This is a genomic window from Desulfovibrio desulfopostgatei (assembly GCF_053570645.1).
Genome location: NZ_JBRBQS010000002.1, coordinates 2,587,084 through 2,603,970, shown reverse-complemented (window position 1 = coordinate 2,603,970; position 16,887 = coordinate 2,587,084). Strand labels below are relative to the sequence as shown.

Sequence of the window (16,887 nt, the reverse complement as noted above, 5' to 3'; positions counted from 1 at the left end):
ACAGGGGTTAACAATGCGCATTCTTTTTCTGAATTCTGTTTTTCCTGGTCGCTTTCGTTCTCTTGCCCAGGCCTTTGGCGCATCCCAGAACAATACCGTGCTGTTTCTTGCAGAAACCGGGCAAAAACTTGCCATTCCCGGTGTGCGGCGGCTGCGTTTGGCGCCGCCTGCGCCCTATGAAAGCGATGACCCGGCAGAAAAGGAAATCGTAACGCGTCTGCGGCGTGGCGCACGGGCGGGCAATGCCCTGCTGTCGCTACGGAGAAACGGTTTTATCCCAGACATTGTCTGCGCTGCGGCAAGCATGGGCGGCAGTTTTTACGTGCGCGACATCTTCCCCAAAGCTTTTTATGTGGCTCAGGGCGACTGGTTTTACAACAACGGCGAGAGCCATTGCTTTTTTACGCGTGGCAACCCTCGCCCCCCGGCGGATTTTGCCCCCCTGCGGGTTTGCAATCTGTGGGAATACAACGCGCTGGGCGAATGCCAGCTTGCCGTTACCTCCTCCCTCTGGCAACGCGCCCAGTACCCCCCCGCGCTGCAACGCGACATAAAGGTTGTGCCCAGCGGCATCAACACGCGCTTTTTTATGCCCGGCGAGGAAAAAAAGGATGGCGATGCCACCGGCGATGGCGTTGCTGATTCCTGGGGATGCGCAAGCAATGAGCTGGTGACCTTTTGCGGCCCCATGCACGACCCCGCGCGCGGCTTTGACCAGTTCCGCAAGAGCCTGCCGCGTCTGCTTGAATTGCGCCCGAACTGTCTGGTGGTGCTGGCCTGGCTTGATATTGCCCAGACCGGACGCAAGCCGGGCAACGGCGCAGATACGCCATCCGAATGCTCCGAGACTGGCAAGGCCATGCGCCGCGCGGTGGATATTCTGGGCATTGACCAGAGCTTCCGGGCGCGTGTGCACCTGCTTGGCGCGCGTTCGCTCAAAGAATACCGGGCCATGCTGCAACATTCCACCGCGCATGTGTATCTGGCGGCGCCGCATGTGTTTTCCACCGGTTTGCTTGAGGCCATGGCCTGCGGCTCACTGGTCGTGGCGTCAGACACGCCGCCCGTGCGCGAGGTGGTGCAGGACGGCGTAAACGGCTTTTTGTGCGACTTCTGGGATCATGAAAACATGGCGCAAAAACTGGCCGATGTGCTGGCGCGGGCTCCGCAGCTGGGGCATGTGCGGCGTAATGCGCGGCAGACGGTGCTGCGCTCGTATGATGCGGATGTGCAGACGCGCAGATTCATGGATCTGATCAGCGCAAGCATGAAGGACAGGGCAGAAGGCTGACATCAGGTTTTTTAGCATCAGGCCCTGACATCAGGCCAGTCTGGGCGGCCTTGCTGCACCGGGCGGTATGATGCGCGGTGACCCAATAGTCCGGCTTACAGGCCCTGCATGGCGAGCCTTGCTTCAAATTCGTGCGAAGGCTCTGGTTTGGCGTAAAAAAATCCCTGCGCCGTGTAGCAGCCCAACTTCATGATGATGGCAGACTGTTCTGCTGTTTCCACACCTTCGCTGATGACATTCATGCCAAGATCAGAAGCCAGGCGAATGATATTGCCAAGCACTATCTGCGCCCGTTGCCCCGGCAGGTCGCGCTGGATGAAGCTGCGATCGATCTTGAGGCAGTCCGCGTCAAGCATCTGTACAATGCCCAGGGACGAATAGCCTGCGCCAAAATCGTCAATGGCCGTTTTAAAGCCCATTTCCTTCAGTTGAACGATCTGTAGCCAGACAGCTTCAGGGTTGTTCATGATGGCGCTTTCGGTGATCTCCACTTCCAGCAGGTGGCGCGGCACGGAATAGCGGTCGGCAATATCCGCAAGCCGCTGGGTAAAGTGGGGACGGTCAAAATGCAGCCGTGAAAAATTGCAGGAAACCGAATGCAGCGGAAGGTTGCGCGTCTTCCAGCTACGCAGGTTGCGGCAGACCTGCTCAAATACAAAAAAATCAATGGACGTCACAAGGCCGTTGCGCTCAAACATGGGGATAAAACTGCCCGGCAGCAGCATTCCCCGTGAGGGATGATTCCACCGCACCAGCGCCTCGCTGCCGGTAATGGCTCCTGTGCGCATGTCCACCTTGGCCTGATACCACACCTGCATTTCACCGTTGGTCAGGGCGTCTTCCAGCTTGCCGTTCAGTTCATGGCTCAGCAAAGCTTCCTGCCGCATATGTTCGTTGTAGAGCACCATGGGCATGCCAGACGAACGTTTGGCTTCCAGCCGTGCATAGTTGGCCAGATCCAGCATAAGCTGCACGTCCCTTTCCTGCTCCCTGGGTACGCGGTAGGCTCCGTAGACGGTGCGCACTGTGTAGGGCAGCGCCTGACTGCGCCGCCACTCGTCCAGCTCCCTGTCCATTTCGCGGACCCTGCCCGAAAGCTGCTCCCATGTATCGAATCTCAAGAGCAGAACAAAGAGATCAGAGGATATTCTGGCGCAGCACTCTTCTGGCAGGATGTTACGCTGCAAAACCGCCGCATAGGCCTGTAACAGCCTGTCGCCCATGCCAAATCCGAACTGGTCGTTGATTGTCTTGAACTGGCAGATATCACCGGAAAGCAGCATGTAGTCAGAGGTGACCTGGGTGGTTATGAGGCTGTCGCACAGCACCTTGAATTTTTCCATGTTGGGCAGGCCAGTCAGTTCATCCTTGTTCATCTGGGCTTCCATGCGGCAGATGCGGCTGCACTTGCAGCCCAGGCAGTAGAACAGAAAGATGATGACGCCCAGGAAAAAGGCAATGAGGCCGCCAATGACCTGAAAGGGACGCTTCTGAATTGAGCAGTTTATGCTCCGATCAATGCGGGCTGCAACGGAGTGCTCTTCTTCCGGCGGATACACCGGCAAGCCTGCCTGGTCGTTGAATGGAGAGGTCGGTACGGCGGCGGAGGACTCGTCCTGCGCGGTTGTGGAATCTACGGCTGCCTGCGCTGGCGTCAGGTTCGCAAAAAGGCAGCAGAGCAGGAGCATCAGCATGGAAAGGCGGAGGCGAAGTGTCTTCATGTGACGGTGTCCTCGGTCTTCCTGGCGTGGGTGCTGCCAATGGTTGCGAGTGTCCCCATATAAGGCGGTTTGGCTGCGGCCGCGAGCGTGCCGGAGTCACGGACGGCCTTTGCATCCTGCGCCAAAGGGAGATGATGCATTCAATATAGGGTGCTGCTCGCGAAAAAGTCAAACACTTCCCCGGAGTACGGAATCATCACCGAAACAAGGCCTGTCGCTTTGGGGTGACGGAGGACGCGGTACGCGTTTTGCCCCCCCCCCCGGCTGTCAACCTGAACGCAATCAGGGCACAGGCTTGGGCCGGGGGGGGCAGGGACGTTAAAGTATACTACAGGCAGGCGGCAACTGCCGCCACAAGGCGGTCAATGGGTTCTTCGCGCGCGCCTTCGCCCATGACGCCAACGCGCAGCACCTTGCCAGCCAGGGCGCCAAGGCCGCCAGCCACTTCAATTTTGTGATCCTTGCGCAGGCTGGCGCGCAGGGCATTGGCGTCAACGCCTTCGGGCGGCACAAACAGGTTGACCTGGGGCGCGGCCCCTTCCGTCACATAGGGCTTGAAGCCAAGCTTGCCCATACCCTGCTTGAGCCTTTCGTGCATGGCCTGATGCCGCGCAAACGAGGCCTCAAGGCCTTCGGCCAGCAGATTGTCCAGAGCCTGATGCAAGCCATAGTACATGTTGATGGGGGCCGTATGGTGATAGGTACGGGGTGTGCCTTCCCAGTATTTGCGGATAAGCGGTACATCCAGATACCAGTTGGGTATCTTGGTCTTGCGGCGCGCCATGGCCTCCATGGCTGCCTCGGAAAACGAGGCGGGCGCCAGACCGGGAGGGGTGGAAAGGCATTTTTGCGAACCGCTGTAAAAAGCGTCGATGCCCCATTCGTCCACGCGCACATCCACGCCGCCCAGGCCAGCCACGCTGTCCACCAGAAAGAGCGTGTCGCTGTTTTTGACCAGCGCGCCGAGTTCAGCCACAGGATTATTCACGCCGGTGGATGTTTCCGCATGCACCACGGCAAGAATCTTGTAATTTTTCTGCGCCAGCTGCTTTTTTACCGCATCCACAGAAATGGGCGCCCCCCATGGGCATTCCACTGTGTCTACCAGCGCGCCAAGGCGCGAGGCCACTTCAACCATGCGCGAGCAGAACAGGCCGTTGTTGACAATAAGCACGTTGTCGCCGTGTTCCACCAGATTGACAAAGCAGGCTTCCATACCTGCGGAGCCTGTGCCTGAAATGGGAAACGTCACGGCATTGCGCGTTTTGCACACAGCGCGAAGCTGCTCTTGCAGGGCATCCATAACCTTGATGCAGTCAGGGTCAAGATGCCCGAGAGTGGGCAGGCTCATGGCCTCAAGCACGTTGGCCGCAACCGGGCTGGGGCCGGGGGCCATCAGAAGCACATGGTCCAGTGTTCCGAAAACCGTGGTCATGACAATCTCCTGGTTTATGTGGGGGCCTGCGCTCGCAGGCCCATGCCGGGCGCTTGCTGCGACGGCGGATAGAGAACGCTACCACGCATGGAAATGTTTCGGAACCGTCTTGCGGGGGGCGTGCCCGGCATTGTGGAACGGCGTACTTTTTTGGGTGAACAGCTCGACTATCAGGTACGTGTGGGTGAGCAGAGCGTGCGGGTGCAGAAGGGGAGGTACGCCCGAGGCCCGCAGGAAGGCGAAACCTGCCACCTGCACTTTTTAAAACCCCTGTGGTTCCCCGTGGATGCTGCCAGCTAGAAGCGTGGTTCACCAGAAGGCCTGATCTGATTGCACAGTTTGCGGCCATGCGCTTTTTTGGAGATTGCGCATGGCCGTTTTGCATCTTTGCAATACCCCTTGCCGGGAGCGGCCATGATTTGCCTTTGCAGCGGCAGAGGGGGGGGGGGAAAAAAATTTTAACCGACACCCCTCAGACAGATTGTAAGCCAGCAGCGCGGAAATTTGGATGTGTTCCGCAAAAAAATGACACTGTGACAGGTATGTGTCAGAAATTTTTTTTATATCTAGAGTTTGTTTAACATGCTTAAATATAAATATATATGCAATTTTGAGCCAAAGTTGCTCTTTTTTGGTAAAAATTTTTGCACGATAGGGCTTGCAAAGTGTTTAGGCCTTCCATATATTCACACCGAAGCGGGAAACCGCTCCATAGGCGTTTGTATGAAACCATAGTCCCAAGCGGGGCAAAAGAAAGGAAGGATAACCATGAAAAAGATCGCTACTCTTCTGTTGGCGGCCGGCCTTGTGTTCGGCGCTGCCACGGGCGCCAGCGCCATCGACTTCAAGGCCAAGGGCCAGTGGCTCATGAGCTTCGACTACGGCCAGAACGGCGGTTTCACCGGCGGTAACGGCAAGACGGGCTTCAACGGTGCCTCCAAGCAGTACAAGAACGAAGACGAATTTGAAGCTCGTCAGCGCGTTCGTCTGCAGTTGGACGCCGTGGCTTCTGAAGCCCTGTCCGGCACCGTGTTCTTTGAAATCGGCGACCAGACCTGGGGCCGTTCCGACCAGGGCGGTTCCCTTGGCGCTGACGGCAACAACGTTGTCGAAGTGAAGAACGCCTACATCGACTGGATGGTCCCCCAGACCGACCTGAAGTTCCGCATGGGCATTCAGGGCATGGCTCTGCCCAGCTTCACCACCGGCAGCAACGTCTTCAACGATGACGTGGCCGGCATCACCGCTTCCTACCAGTTCAACGAAACCGTTGGCGTGACCGCCCTGTGGGCCCGTCCTTACAACGACAACTACACCAACAGCTTTGACCACAGCAGCAACCGCAACAACTACATGGACAACATGGACGTGTTTGCCCTGCTGGTGCCCATGACCTTTGACGGCGTGAAAGTGACCCCCTGGGCCATGTACAGCGCCATCGGCCCCAACACCTTCCGCAAAGAAGGCTACAACAACTACTTCGGCAACTCCATTCCCACCAGCGGCAAGTACCCTGTTGCTGGCATGATGCCCGTGGGCGGCGCCCTGCATAAGGACGGCACCACCAGCACCAAGGCCATGGGCAGCTACGGCAACGCCGTGTGGGCTGGCCTGACCGGCGAAGTGACCGCGTTTGATCCCTTCCGCATCGCGTGGGATTTCAACTACGGTTCCGTTTCTTATGATGACAGCCGCGCCAACCGCGCTGGCTGGCTGGGTTCTTTGCTGTTCGAATACAAGCTTGATTGGGCCATCCCCGGCTTGTACGGCTGGTACGCTTCCGGCGACGACGGCAACCCGGCCAACGGTTCCGAGCGCATGCCTTCCATCAGCGTGAACAACAACAACAACGGCTTCTCTGACTTCGCCTTCAACGGCGGACCCATGATCGGCCGCGAAGCTGTTCTCGGCTACGACATGTCCGGCACCTGGGGTATCGGCGCCCGCTTGAAGGATATGAGCTTCATCGAAAACCTGAAGCACACCTTCCGCTTGAACCTCATCGGCGGTACCAACAGCACCACCATGACCCGTTACCTTGCTTCGCACAACTCCGTTTACAACAACGGGACTACCCGTGGCGTGTCTGGTCAGGGCCCCAACGCCCAGGCCGCTGGCATGAACCCCTTGTACATGACCACCAACGACACCGCGTTGGAATTCGGTCTGACCAACGAATACAAGATGTATGACAACTTCACCGTGGCTCTTGACGCAGCCTACATCGCCACCTGGCTTGACCAGTCCCGCGGCGTGTGGGGCAACAGCAAGATGAACGGCCGTAGCGACCAGGAACGTGATCCCTGGAACGTGAACGTCCGTTTCGTGTACTCCTTCTAAGAGTACCTAGCCTTACGATTAAAAGGGGAACCTTCGGGTTCCCCTTTTTTGTTGCCCTGCATCCAGCCTGTTTCTACAAGCCCTTAGTGTTAGCCATGAGGGCTGCCGTGCCGTTGCTTGTTTCATCCTTGCTCAAAGTGTATTGATGCGCTGCTGTTTCTCGGTATTGCATTCTATTGATTCTGGATGCTTGCAACTTGAGGGTTGATACAGTTCGGGAATCGGGTAGTGGTGCGTAGTATGAAACGTCAGTGGCCCCGCAATTCCCTACGACGTTTTTCTATTTTTTGTACACGAGCGTCATATGCATTAACTTGGGACATCCAGGTTGCCTGTCATCAGGCTGTGCCTTCCCCGGTTGGTGCATTTGCTGCGGCACGATTAATAGCTACGCATATGGCCCAGTCGTATAAATGCCAAAAGGCGGCGCACCCATTACAGGTGCGCCGCCTTTTGTATGCAGGGAGCGGCAGGGCAATCTGCCGCCCTTTGAACCGGGGATTAACCGAAGAAAGCCTTAAGGTCGTCCTGCGGAGTGCTGATGCCGCCGATGCCGAACTGCTCCACCAGCACCTTGGCCACGTTGGGCGAAAGGAAAGCAGGCAGCGTGGGTCCAAGGTGGATGTTCTTCACGCCAAGGGCGAGCAGGGCCAGCAGTACGATAACAGCCTTCTGTTCGTACCAGGCAATGTTGTACACGATGGGCAGGTCGTTGATGTCGGCGAGGCCAAACACTTCCTTGAGCTTCAGAGCCACAACGGCCAGGGAGTAGGAGTCGTTGCACTGACCGGCGTCCAGCACGCGGGGGATACCGCCGATATCGCCGAGGTCAAGCTTGTTGTAGCGGTATTTGGCGCAACCGGCGGTGAGGATAACGGTATCCTTGGGCAGGCCTTCTGCAAACTCGGTGTAGTAGGAGCGGCCCTTTGCGCGGCCATCGCAACCAGCCATGACCACAAACTTTTTGATGGCGCCAGACTTCACAGCGTCAACAACCTTGTCGGCCAGGGCCAGCACCTGATTGTGCGCAAAGCCGCCCACAATCTCGCCGGTCTCAATTTCCGTGGGGGCCGGGCAGGTCTTGGCGTGAGCGATAATGGCCGAAAAGTCCTTGTGTTCGCCGATTTCGCCGGGGATGTGCTTGCAGCCGGGGAAGCCCACAACGCCTGTGGTGTACACGCGGTCTTTGTAGCTGTCCTTGGGCGGCACAAGGCAGTTGGTGGTCAGCAGGATGGGGCCGTTGAAGGTGTCAAATTCTTCCTTCTGCTTCCACCACGCGTTGCCGTAGTTGCCCTTGAAGTGGCTGAACTTCTTGAAAGCGGGGTAGTAGTGGGCGGGCAGCATTTCGGAGTGGGTGTACACGTCCACGCCCGTACCTTCGGTCTGCTCGAGCAACATCTGCAGGTCGCGCAGATCGTGGCCGGAAATCAGGATGCCGGGGTTGGTGCCCACGCCAATGTTGACCTTGGTGATCTCGGGATTGCCGTAGGTACCGGTGTTGGCGGCATCCAGCAGAGCCATAACGCTTACGCCCTTGTTGCCGGTTTCAAGGGTCAGGGCCACGAGATCGGCCACGGAAAGGCTGTCGTCCAGGGTCTTGGCCAGAGCTTCCTGCAGGAAGTTGTCCACGGCGGGATCATGCTTGCCCAGCACATCGGCATGCTTGGCATAGGCGGCCATGCCCTTGAGGCCAAAGGTCACGAGCCAGCGCAGGGAACGAACATCGTCATCGCTTGTGGCAAGAACGCCCACAGTAGCAGCCTTGGCGAGCATGGCGGCTTTGTCGTCCGCTTCCCACAGGGCAGCGTCGGCCAGCCCGTCGCGCGAGCCAAGCTCGGCCATCAGGGCTTTCTTGGCGGCACAGGTCTTGCGCACGCGCTCGGCGATCATGTCATCGTCAAAGTTGGCATTGGTGATGGTGCAAAAAAGGTTGCCCACGACCATGCGGTCGATTTCGTGGTTCACGGTCTTGCCCAGGGCGCGCACTTTGGTGGCGACCTGCGCAAGGCCCTTGGTCACATATACCAGCACGTCCTGAAGGGCTGCTGTTTCGGGCTTTTTGCCGCACACGCCGATCTGGGTGCAGCCTTTGTTGCCCACGGTTTCCTGGCACTGATAGCAGAACATGGCGTTACTCATGGGGTGTCTCCTGATACTCCGCAAAGCGGAGGCTGGGGGGTGATCCGCCTACGCGGGGGTCTTGGGGGAAGGAAAAACGACGGTAAGCAGCATCTTGAAGCGCTCTTGCGCGCGTACAGAGTGCGGCTGGCCGGCGGGCATGATAATCACTTCACCCGCCTGCACGGTATGTGACTGGCCGCTGATGGTTACCTGCGCCGAGCCTTCAAGCACGAGAACCATGGCATCACCCGTGGAGGTGTGGGCGCTGATTTCTTCGTTGGCGTCAAAGGCAAACAGGGTGATGCCCACAGAGGCGTTTTGGATAAGGGTCTTGCTGGCGATCTGGCCAGGCTGGCACTCGACCTGCGCGGCCAGGGGCAGCGCTGCGGCGAATTCAAGGTTCTTGAGAATGTGGTCCATGAGGCCCTCCTTGTGTTGACGATTCCGTTCTATCAAGGCTGGGACAATGGTTCTGTAACAAATGTTACGGATGCTCAAGAAAATGAAAATATTTTGGGCGCGGGAGAAAAAAGGAGGCGATGTGCAATAACCTGAAATTACTTATAAAAAGAATATATTTCAATCAGGCCGGGAAATATTCGCACAAAAAATTCAGTGAGGCTATGTCAGGTACGCGAATGCTTCTACCCTCCATTTGCAGAAGGCCTTCGTCGCGCATGGCGGCGAGTTCGCGCGAAAGTGAGGGGCGGGTTACACCCAGGAAATCAGCCATCTGTTCACGGTTCATTGCCAGTGAAACCATGCCGTCAGGGCGGCGGTGCTCCAGCAGCAGGGCTGCAAGTTTGCGCCGCAAGCTGCCGCAAGACAGCAGTGAAATGCGGCGTGTGAGAAAAAAAGCCTTGTGCGCAAAAATACCGAGCATGTTGCGGATCATGCGTGAATGGACGGAGCAGGCTTTTTCGCAGGTGGCGTAGAAGAACCGGGCGGGTATGCCCAGTATGCGCACAGGCGTTTCGGCCAAGACGCTGCAACCATAGCTCGGGCGGCCCAAAAAAACATGCACCTCGCCAAACAGGTCGCCGGGGGCGTCAACGCGCGCCATGACGGCGCGTCTGCCTTCGGTTGATTCACGGCACACGTTCACCGCACCTTCCAGCAGCACATACAGCCTTTCCGGCGGGTCAGATTCTGCAAAAATCAGCGCGCCCTTGCCGTGCTGCTCTTCAAATGCGCCGCTGCATGCAAGGCACATACGCGCCTCCTGTCCGGTCATTCCAGAAAACAGGGGGGATGCTTCCAGGGCGCGTTCCATGTATTCCTCTTGTAGATTTTGCATTCCTTGCAAAACCATACCCCAAATTCCGTTTGTGATGCAACCGCACGTTTGCAGCGTGTGCGCATGAAATAAAAAAGGGGGCAAAAGCCCCCCTTTCTGCAGAATTGCGTAAAGCTTACAACGACGGCATGCCCAGCAGCAACCGGGCGGAAACAACCACCTGCATGATAACCTGGGTGATGTCCTTGACTGCCTGCATGTTTTTGGATTCCACCTTGGGCAGTACCATTACCTGATCGCCGGGCAGGATGTCATCGCCGTTCTGCGACACCGAGCCGTTCTGGTGCAGCACCAGAACCTTGTCGTGGTCTGCGCGGTTGGTGTAACCGCCAGCACCCTTGATGTAGTCGTCCACATCCTTCTTTTTGCCCCACAGCATGGCCTGCGGCATCATGACCTCGCCGCTTACCAGCACCACGTCGCTCTTGGGCGGGATCACAATGATATCGCCGTCTTCCAGTGAGAGGTCGGCCTTGTCAGGCCCGCCGTCAAGCACAACCACGCCTTCCGGTTCCACGCTCTTGGCCCGCTCCACAAATTTGGAGACCATCTCCGCCTCCTTGGCGCGGATGGCTGCTTCATCCGCGCTGGCAGAGGAAGCCGTGAGGGCTGTTTCCTCCAGTCTGCGCAGGGAATCTGCAATGGCCTTTTTCTGCCGGGCGGCAACGCTCTTGCGTTTGATGTACATGGCCTGGAGGTTGGCGCGGCCAGGTTCAACGGCAATAAAGTTCTTCACTTCCTGCAAGCGGGCCCCGCGCCGCACGGGAAAGCGGGAAGCTCCGCGCACTGCGCCCTGCACCTCAACCATCATGGTATTGCCTGGCGCATCAGCAATAAACTGCACCTGATCGCCGTCTTCAAGCATCAGGTTGCGCAGTTCCTTGAGCGGCAGATAGGTGCTGTAAGGCGCGCCGTTGCGGGTGCCGGAAAGGGCGATGTGCGAGGCGCTGTTCTGCGGTTCGGCCAGTTCAATCAAGGCCGTGCCTGTGGACTTGCCCTTGGGGAACTCAAATTTGGCGGAGGTGCGCACCGCGCCGATGGCCGTAATGGTGGGGCCTTTGTCGCCCACCACAAGCGTGTCGCCTTCCTGCACACGCACGGCGGGCAACACGCCCTTGCGGGCAAAGGGGTAGAGGTCAAGGTTGGCAACGGCCTTGCCGTCACGCATCAGGCGGATGTCACGATAACTGCCGCGCATGGGGTCAAGGCCTCCGGCCTTGTCCAGAAAGCTCAGCAACGGGTCGCCGGGGGTGCCGGTGTAACGTCCAGGCCTGGCAACGCCGCCTGTGACAAAAACGGCCACAGGCCGGGCATCCAGAGGCGCAGCGTAAATCTGCGCATCGGCATGGCCGTTGGCGGCAAGTTTGCTGCGCAAGGCTTCGGCCAGCTTGTCGTAACCAAGGCCAGCCACGGGTATGGCCCCCACCTCCGGTACGTCCAGATGCCCGTCAGCAGCCACAGTCAGGGTGCTGTCCACCTTGAGGTCGCCGCCCCACAGGCGCAGCACCACCCGGTCGCCCGGCGCGATGATGGAGGCATCCTTGGCGTCCTTTGCGGCATCCTTGCTCTGCGAAAAATTGCCCTGAAACAGGTTGGCAGCGTAAGGCTGGGGTGCATTTTCGGCCTTGACCGCGCTGGACAGGGCGAAAAAGATCAGCAGAAAAGTGAAAATAGTTCTGTGCGACATGGCAGTGTTGATGCAATGGATTCGGGCTTGCATGGCCCCCAGAGGTGGTTCCGCAAACAGGCTGTTGGCCCTAGGGTTCCGTAGTCAATATCCTCGTAACGCCTTGTATCTCCAGTGTCTGAAAGCGCTGAGACATGCTCAGGGCGTGTCGGTTCAACAGGGCTGCGAGGCTGCAACTGCAACAAGGAAAGCGCACGGGCGTGGTATTCGCCGTGCGCTTCCATAAATAATCACATTTGCCCGGTTTAGCCAGAGGCAATGCACCCTTGATCGTTTTTTGCCAAGGGCCTGCTGGCAATAAGCCGGAGTCTCAGCCTCGCTACTGCGAAAGACCCTGTCCCCACACTCGCGGGGCCATGGTCCAACGGCCTTTGTCATCCTTACAGATGACAATAACTTCCGCTTCACGCTGGCCTGAAAGCACGGTGCCGCGTTTGCAGTCTTCGCCCTTGGCCGAGGTGAAAAGCTCGTCCAGGCTCACGCGCACCCCCTTGCCAAAATCAGGGTCGTCAACAGTAGCGGTTTCTCCCACTGCGGAGACGATCATGAAGCCAGTGACAGGGCCGGGGGGCGTTTCCGGCTGGGCCGGGGACCCGCCGAAGCCGCACCCGCCGAGCAGCAGAGCCGTAAGAACCGCCAGACCGGAAAGGCCCAGTCGGCCTTTGCCGGGCAGAGCCATCGGCCAATGAGCTGAACGCGTTTGCATGGCATTTCCTTTTAATGGCTGCCGTATTCTGGGCAAATACAGCGGCTTTTTTCCTTCCCTCTCGCAAAGAAACGCGCGGCTGTCAATGCCGCATGAATTTGAGACCTTGGCCCGGTATTTGTCATGGGGACAATAGTCACGCTTTTTGCGAAAAAGAGGAATTTATCTGTTGATACCATTGAAAGCCAGATGGTTAGCAAAAGCACAATTAATAAATAACGAATTTTATTTTGCAATTTGTTGTAAGGGTGGTATTTTATGCACAATCTAGAAGTCAGCTTCGGGAGAGGTCATGTCCAAACTGGCAATGAAAACCATCCATGTGCATGACGCCGTGGGCAGTGTTTTGTGTCACGACATCACCAGGATTATTCCTGGTGAAAGCAAAGGGCCTGTTTTTCGTAAAGGCCATGTTGTGCGGGAAGAAGACGTTGAGGTGCTGCTGCAGGTTGGCAAAGAGCATCTTTATGTTTTTGAATCCCTGCCCGGCATGGTTCACGAAAATGATGCCGCCGCGCGTGTTATTTCTGCCGTTTCCGGCGGCAACCTGACATGCACGGAACCCAAGGAAGGGCGTATCGACCTCAAGGCCGCCTGTGACGGGCTGCTGCGGGTGGATGTGCCAGTTCTCAACCGCATAAACAGCCTTGGCGAAATTTCTGTCGCAACCATCCACACCATGCAGCACGTAACCAAGGGGCGCTCGGTAGCGGGAGCCCGCGTGGTGCCGTTGATGATTGAGGATGAAAAATTGCGGCAGCTTGAATCGTTCGTCGATGGGCCGGTCGTTGAAGTTCTGCCTTTGCGCCGCGCCAGGGTTGGCGTGGTCACAACAGGCAGCGAAGTTTTTTACGGGCGCATCCAGGATGCCTTTGGCCCTGTGCTGCGCAAAAAGTTCGTCGCTCTGGGCAGCACGGTGGTGGGGCAGACCCTTACCAGTGACGAAGTGCCCATGACTGCCGGAGCGATCAGGGATTTTCTCGAACAAGGTGCTGATTTTATTGTGGTAACTGGCGGAATGTCTGTTGACCCTGACGACCGCACGCCAACCGCCATCCGCGCTTCCGGAGCGGAGGTGGTCAGCTATGGCGCGCCGGTGTATCCGGGCGCCATGTTCCTTCTGGCCTATGCCCAGGGGGCGGCAGGCCGGGTGCCCGTGTTGGGGCTGCCCGGATGCGTCATGTACCACAAGGCCAGCATTTTTGATCTCGTTGTGCCGCGCCTGCTGGCCGGCATTGAGGTAACGGCTGCCGATGTGGCGGCATTGGGGCACGGGGGCTTTTGCTCCCAGTGTGAAGAATGCCGCTATCCGGTCTGTCCGTTCGGGAAATAGGAGGCGGGAAGTTTGACCCCGGGCGCGGATTCACCGCGCAGGCATATACCTTTGTTCATCATTAAAAGGAGTCGCGCATGGAAACAAAAACCCTTGTGATTAACGGCATTCCCCGGCGCTTGCTGGCTAACCCCGACGATATGCTTGTGGACGTGCTGCGCGATCAGTTGCAGCTCACCAGTGTCAAAGTTGGTTGCGGCAAGGGTCAGTGCGGTGCCTGTTCGGTGATCCTTGACGGCAAAGTGGTACGCGCCTGCGTGGTAAAAATGAGCCGCGTGGCGGAAAACGCCGCCGTGACGACGCTTGAAGGCGTGGGTACCCCCGACCATCTGCACCCGTTGCAACATTCATGGATTTACCACGGCGCGGCCCAGTGCGGTTTCTGCACCCCTGGCTTCATCGTTTCGGCCAAGGCCCTGCTTGATTCCAATCCTAATCCCAGCCGTGAAGACGTGCGCGACTGGTTCCAGAAAAATCACAACGTCTGCCGCTGTACGGGCTACAAGCCCCTGGTGGACGCTGTCATGGACGCAGCCGCCCTTATGCGCGGCGATAAAACGCTGGACGACGTTACCTTCAAGATGCCTGCCGATGGCCGCATCTGGGGTTCCACCATGCCCCGTCCTTCTGCCGTCGCCAAGGTGACGGGCACCGCCGAATTCGGCGCGGACGCAGCGCACCGCCTGCCCGCCAACACTCTGCACCTCGCCATTGCCCAGGCCAAGGTATCCCATGCCAACATCAAGGGCATAGACACCTCTGAAGCCGAAAAAATGCCCGGCGTGTACAAGGTGCTGACCCACAAGGATGTGAAGGGCAGGAACCGCATCACCGGCCTGATCACCTTCCCCACCAACAAGGGCGATGGCTGGGAACGGCCCATCCTTAACGATACCAAAATCTTCCAGTACGGCGATGCGCTGGCAATCGTCTGCGCTGACTCCGAATGCAACGCCCGCGCCGCGGCTGAAAAGGTCAAGTTTGACCTTGAGCTGCTGCCCGAATATATGAGCGCCCCCGAGGCCATGGCCCCGGACGCCATCGAAATCCACCCCGGCACCCCCAACGTCTACTATGACCAGATTGAGGAAAAAGGCGCGGATACCGCTCCCTTCTTCAATGATCCGGCAAACGTTGTTGCGGAAGGCGATTACTACACCCAGCGCCAGCCCCACCTGCCCATCGAACCCGATGTGGGCTACGGCTATGTGAACGACAAGGGCCAGGTGGTCATCCACTCCAAGTCCGTTGCCATCCATCTGCACGCGCTGATGATCGCCCCCGGCCTCGGTCTGGAATTCCCCAAGGATCTCGTACTGGTGCAGAACACCACCGGCGGCACCTTTGGCTACAAGTTCAGCCCCACCATGGAAGCCCTTGTGGGCGTGGCTGTTATGGCCACGGGCCGTCCCTGCCACCTGCGCTACAACTACGAGCAGCAGCAGAACTACACCGGCAAGCGTTCGCCCTTCTGGACGACCGTGCGTTTTGCCGCCAACAAGCAGGGCAAGATTCTTGCCATGGAAACGGACTGGAGCGTTGACCACGGCCCCTATTCCGAATTTGGCGATCTGCTCACCCTGCGCGGCGCGCAGTATATCGGCGCTGGTTACGGCATCGCCAACATTCGCGGCAAGGGCCGTACCGTTGCCACCAACCACTGCTGGGGTGCGGCTTTCCGCGGTTACGGCTCGACGGAATCCGAATTCCCCTCCGAAGTGCTCATGGACGAACTGGCTGAAAAGCTGGGCATGGATCCCTTCGACATCCGCGAGCTGAACTGCTACCGCGAAGGCGATACCAACCCCTCTGGTCAGGTGCCTGAAGTCATGAGCCTGCCCGAAATGTTCCAGAAAATGCGTCCCTACTACGAGGCCGCCAAAAAGAACGTCAAAGCCAAGTCCACCGCTGAAGTCAAGCGCGGCGTGGGTATTGCCCTTGGCGTGTACGGCGCTGGCCTTGACGGGCCTGACACCTCCGAAGCCTGGGCCGAACTGAACCCCGACGGCAGCGTAACCGTGGGCAACTCGTGGGAAGACCACGGCCAGGGCGCTGATTCCGGCACCCTGGGCACCGCCCATGAAGCCTTGCGCCCCCTGAACATCAAGCCCGAAAATATCCATCTGGTCATGAACGATACCAGCAAGACCCCCAATTCCGGCCCTGCTGGCGGTTCGCGTTCTCAGGTGGTCACGGGCAACGCCACCCGCGTGGCCTGCGAAATGCTTATTGAAGGCATGCGCAAGCCCAGCGGCGGCTTCTTTACCTATGACGAAATGAAGGCCGAAGGCCGCCCCGTGCACTATGACGGCAAGTGGTCTGCTCCGGCCAAGGACTGCGACGGCAAGGGCCAGGGTGAACCCTTTGCCTGTTACATGTACGGTCTGTTCCTTGCCGAAGTGGCCGTTGAGGTCGCCACCGGCAAGACCACAGTTGAAAAGCTTGTGTGCGTGGCCGACATCGGCACCCTGTGCAACAAGCTGGTGGTTGACGGTCAGATCTACGGCGGCTTGGCGCAGGGCGTTGGCCTTGCCCTGACCGAAGACTACGAAGACCTGAAGAAGCACAGCACCCTTGCTGGCGCGGGCGTGCCCACCATCAAGATGATTCCTGACGACATGGAAATCGTCTATGTGCAGACCCCCCGCAAGGCTGGCCCCTTTGGCGCTTCCGGCGTGGGCGAAATGCCCCTTACCGCGCCGCACCCTGCCATCATCAACGCCATCTACAATGCTTGCGGCGCGCGTGTGCGCCACTTGCCCGCCCGCCCCGAAAAGGTGTTGGCGGCCATGCCCAAGTAGCGTAAGATTGCGGTAACCATCTGGAGACACTGGGGAGAATCCTGATTGAAAAGGGGTTCTCCCCACATCCCAGCCCCATGTTTATTTGCTTGGTTTACCGCACGCCAGGCCATGAGCGCCGCTACGGTGTGCAATGTTTTTGCAGCGGGGCTTTC

Annotated in this window: 12 protein-coding genes; 5 read left to right on the top strand and 7 right to left on the bottom strand. The window is 58.3% G+C overall.

The window, feature by feature from the left end:
- Positions 1-13 precede the first annotated feature (13 nt).
- Positions 14-1,291 carry a glycosyltransferase gene (locus ACUZ9Q_RS11500; RefSeq protein WP_449247913.1) on the top strand — a complete coding sequence of 426 codons (1,278 nt, stop codon included), beginning with the start codon at positions 14-16 and terminating at the stop codon, positions 1,289-1,291.
- 95 nt (positions 1,292-1,386) lie between these two features.
- On the opposite strand, the gene ACUZ9Q_RS11495 is transcribed toward ACUZ9Q_RS11500, so the two are convergent.
- Both ACUZ9Q_RS11495 and ACUZ9Q_RS11490 read right to left on the bottom strand, forming a co-directional pair.
- A complete protein-coding gene (locus ACUZ9Q_RS11495) occupies positions 1,387-3,012 on the bottom strand; it encodes a putative bifunctional diguanylate cyclase/phosphodiesterase (protein ID WP_215648081.1) in 1,626 nt (541 codons plus the stop codon).
- Positions 3,013-3,340: 328 nt separating this feature from the next.
- On the bottom strand, positions 3,341-4,447 hold the full coding sequence (locus ACUZ9Q_RS11490; protein WP_233483248.1) for a pyridoxal-phosphate-dependent aminotransferase family protein: 1,107 nt from the start codon (positions 4,445-4,447) through the stop codon (positions 3,341-3,343).
- A gap of 87 nt (positions 4,448-4,534) precedes the next feature.
- Here ACUZ9Q_RS11490 and ACUZ9Q_RS11485 point away from each other — a divergent pair, with 87 nt between their 5' ends.
- Positions 4,535-4,747 (top strand): TOBE domain-containing protein, encoded by a 213-nt coding sequence (locus tag ACUZ9Q_RS11485; RefSeq protein WP_192113319.1) that lies wholly within the window; start codon positions 4,535-4,537, stop codon positions 4,745-4,747.
- Positions 4,748-5,215: 468 nt separating this feature from the next.
- Positions 5,216-6,787, top strand: coding sequence for an outer membrane homotrimeric porin (locus ACUZ9Q_RS11480; protein ID WP_449247912.1), 1,572 nt, complete (start codon positions 5,216-5,218; stop codon positions 6,785-6,787).
- A gap of 501 nt (positions 6,788-7,288) precedes the next feature.
- Here the strand turns inward: ACUZ9Q_RS11480 and hcp are convergent.
- The 5 genes from hcp to ACUZ9Q_RS11455 all read right to left on the bottom strand — a co-directional run bounded on the left by hcp (position 7,289) and on the right by ACUZ9Q_RS11455 (position 12,598).
- Positions 7,289-8,914, bottom strand: coding sequence for a hydroxylamine reductase (gene hcp, locus ACUZ9Q_RS11475; RefSeq protein WP_215648117.1), 1,626 nt, complete (start codon positions 8,912-8,914; stop codon positions 7,289-7,291).
- A gap of 60 nt (positions 8,915-8,974) precedes the next feature.
- Positions 8,975-9,328, bottom strand: coding sequence for a cupin domain-containing protein (locus ACUZ9Q_RS11470; RefSeq protein WP_215648079.1), 354 nt, complete (start codon positions 9,326-9,328; stop codon positions 8,975-8,977).
- A gap of 163 nt (positions 9,329-9,491) precedes the next feature.
- A complete protein-coding gene (locus ACUZ9Q_RS11465) occupies positions 9,492-10,181 on the bottom strand; it encodes a Crp/Fnr family transcriptional regulator (protein WP_192113323.1) in 690 nt (229 codons plus the stop codon).
- A gap of 139 nt (positions 10,182-10,320) precedes the next feature.
- Positions 10,321-11,925: a polysaccharide biosynthesis/export family protein gene (locus ACUZ9Q_RS11460; RefSeq protein ID WP_297892286.1), complete on the bottom strand. Its 1,605-nt coding sequence runs from the start codon at positions 11,923-11,925 to the stop codon at positions 10,321-10,323.
- A 286-nt stretch (positions 11,926-12,211) separates the two neighbouring features.
- Entirely contained in the window at positions 12,212-12,598 is a 387-nt protein-coding gene (locus tag ACUZ9Q_RS11455) for a DVU3141 family protein (RefSeq protein WP_225530038.1), read from the bottom strand.
- Between the two features lie 307 nt (positions 12,599-12,905).
- On the opposite strand from ACUZ9Q_RS11455, the gene ACUZ9Q_RS11450 reads away from it, so the two are divergent.
- Both ACUZ9Q_RS11450 and ACUZ9Q_RS11445 read left to right on the top strand, forming a co-directional pair.
- Positions 12,906-13,931 (top strand): molybdopterin-binding protein, encoded by a 1,026-nt coding sequence (locus ACUZ9Q_RS11450; protein WP_366005714.1) that lies wholly within the window; start codon positions 12,906-12,908, stop codon positions 13,929-13,931.
- Between the two features lie 77 nt (positions 13,932-14,008).
- A complete protein-coding gene (locus ACUZ9Q_RS11445; protein ID WP_308584891.1) occupies positions 14,009-16,732 on the top strand; it encodes a molybdopterin-dependent aldehyde oxidoreductase in 2,724 nt (907 codons plus the stop codon).
- The last annotated feature ends 155 nt before the right edge of the window (positions 16,733-16,887 follow it).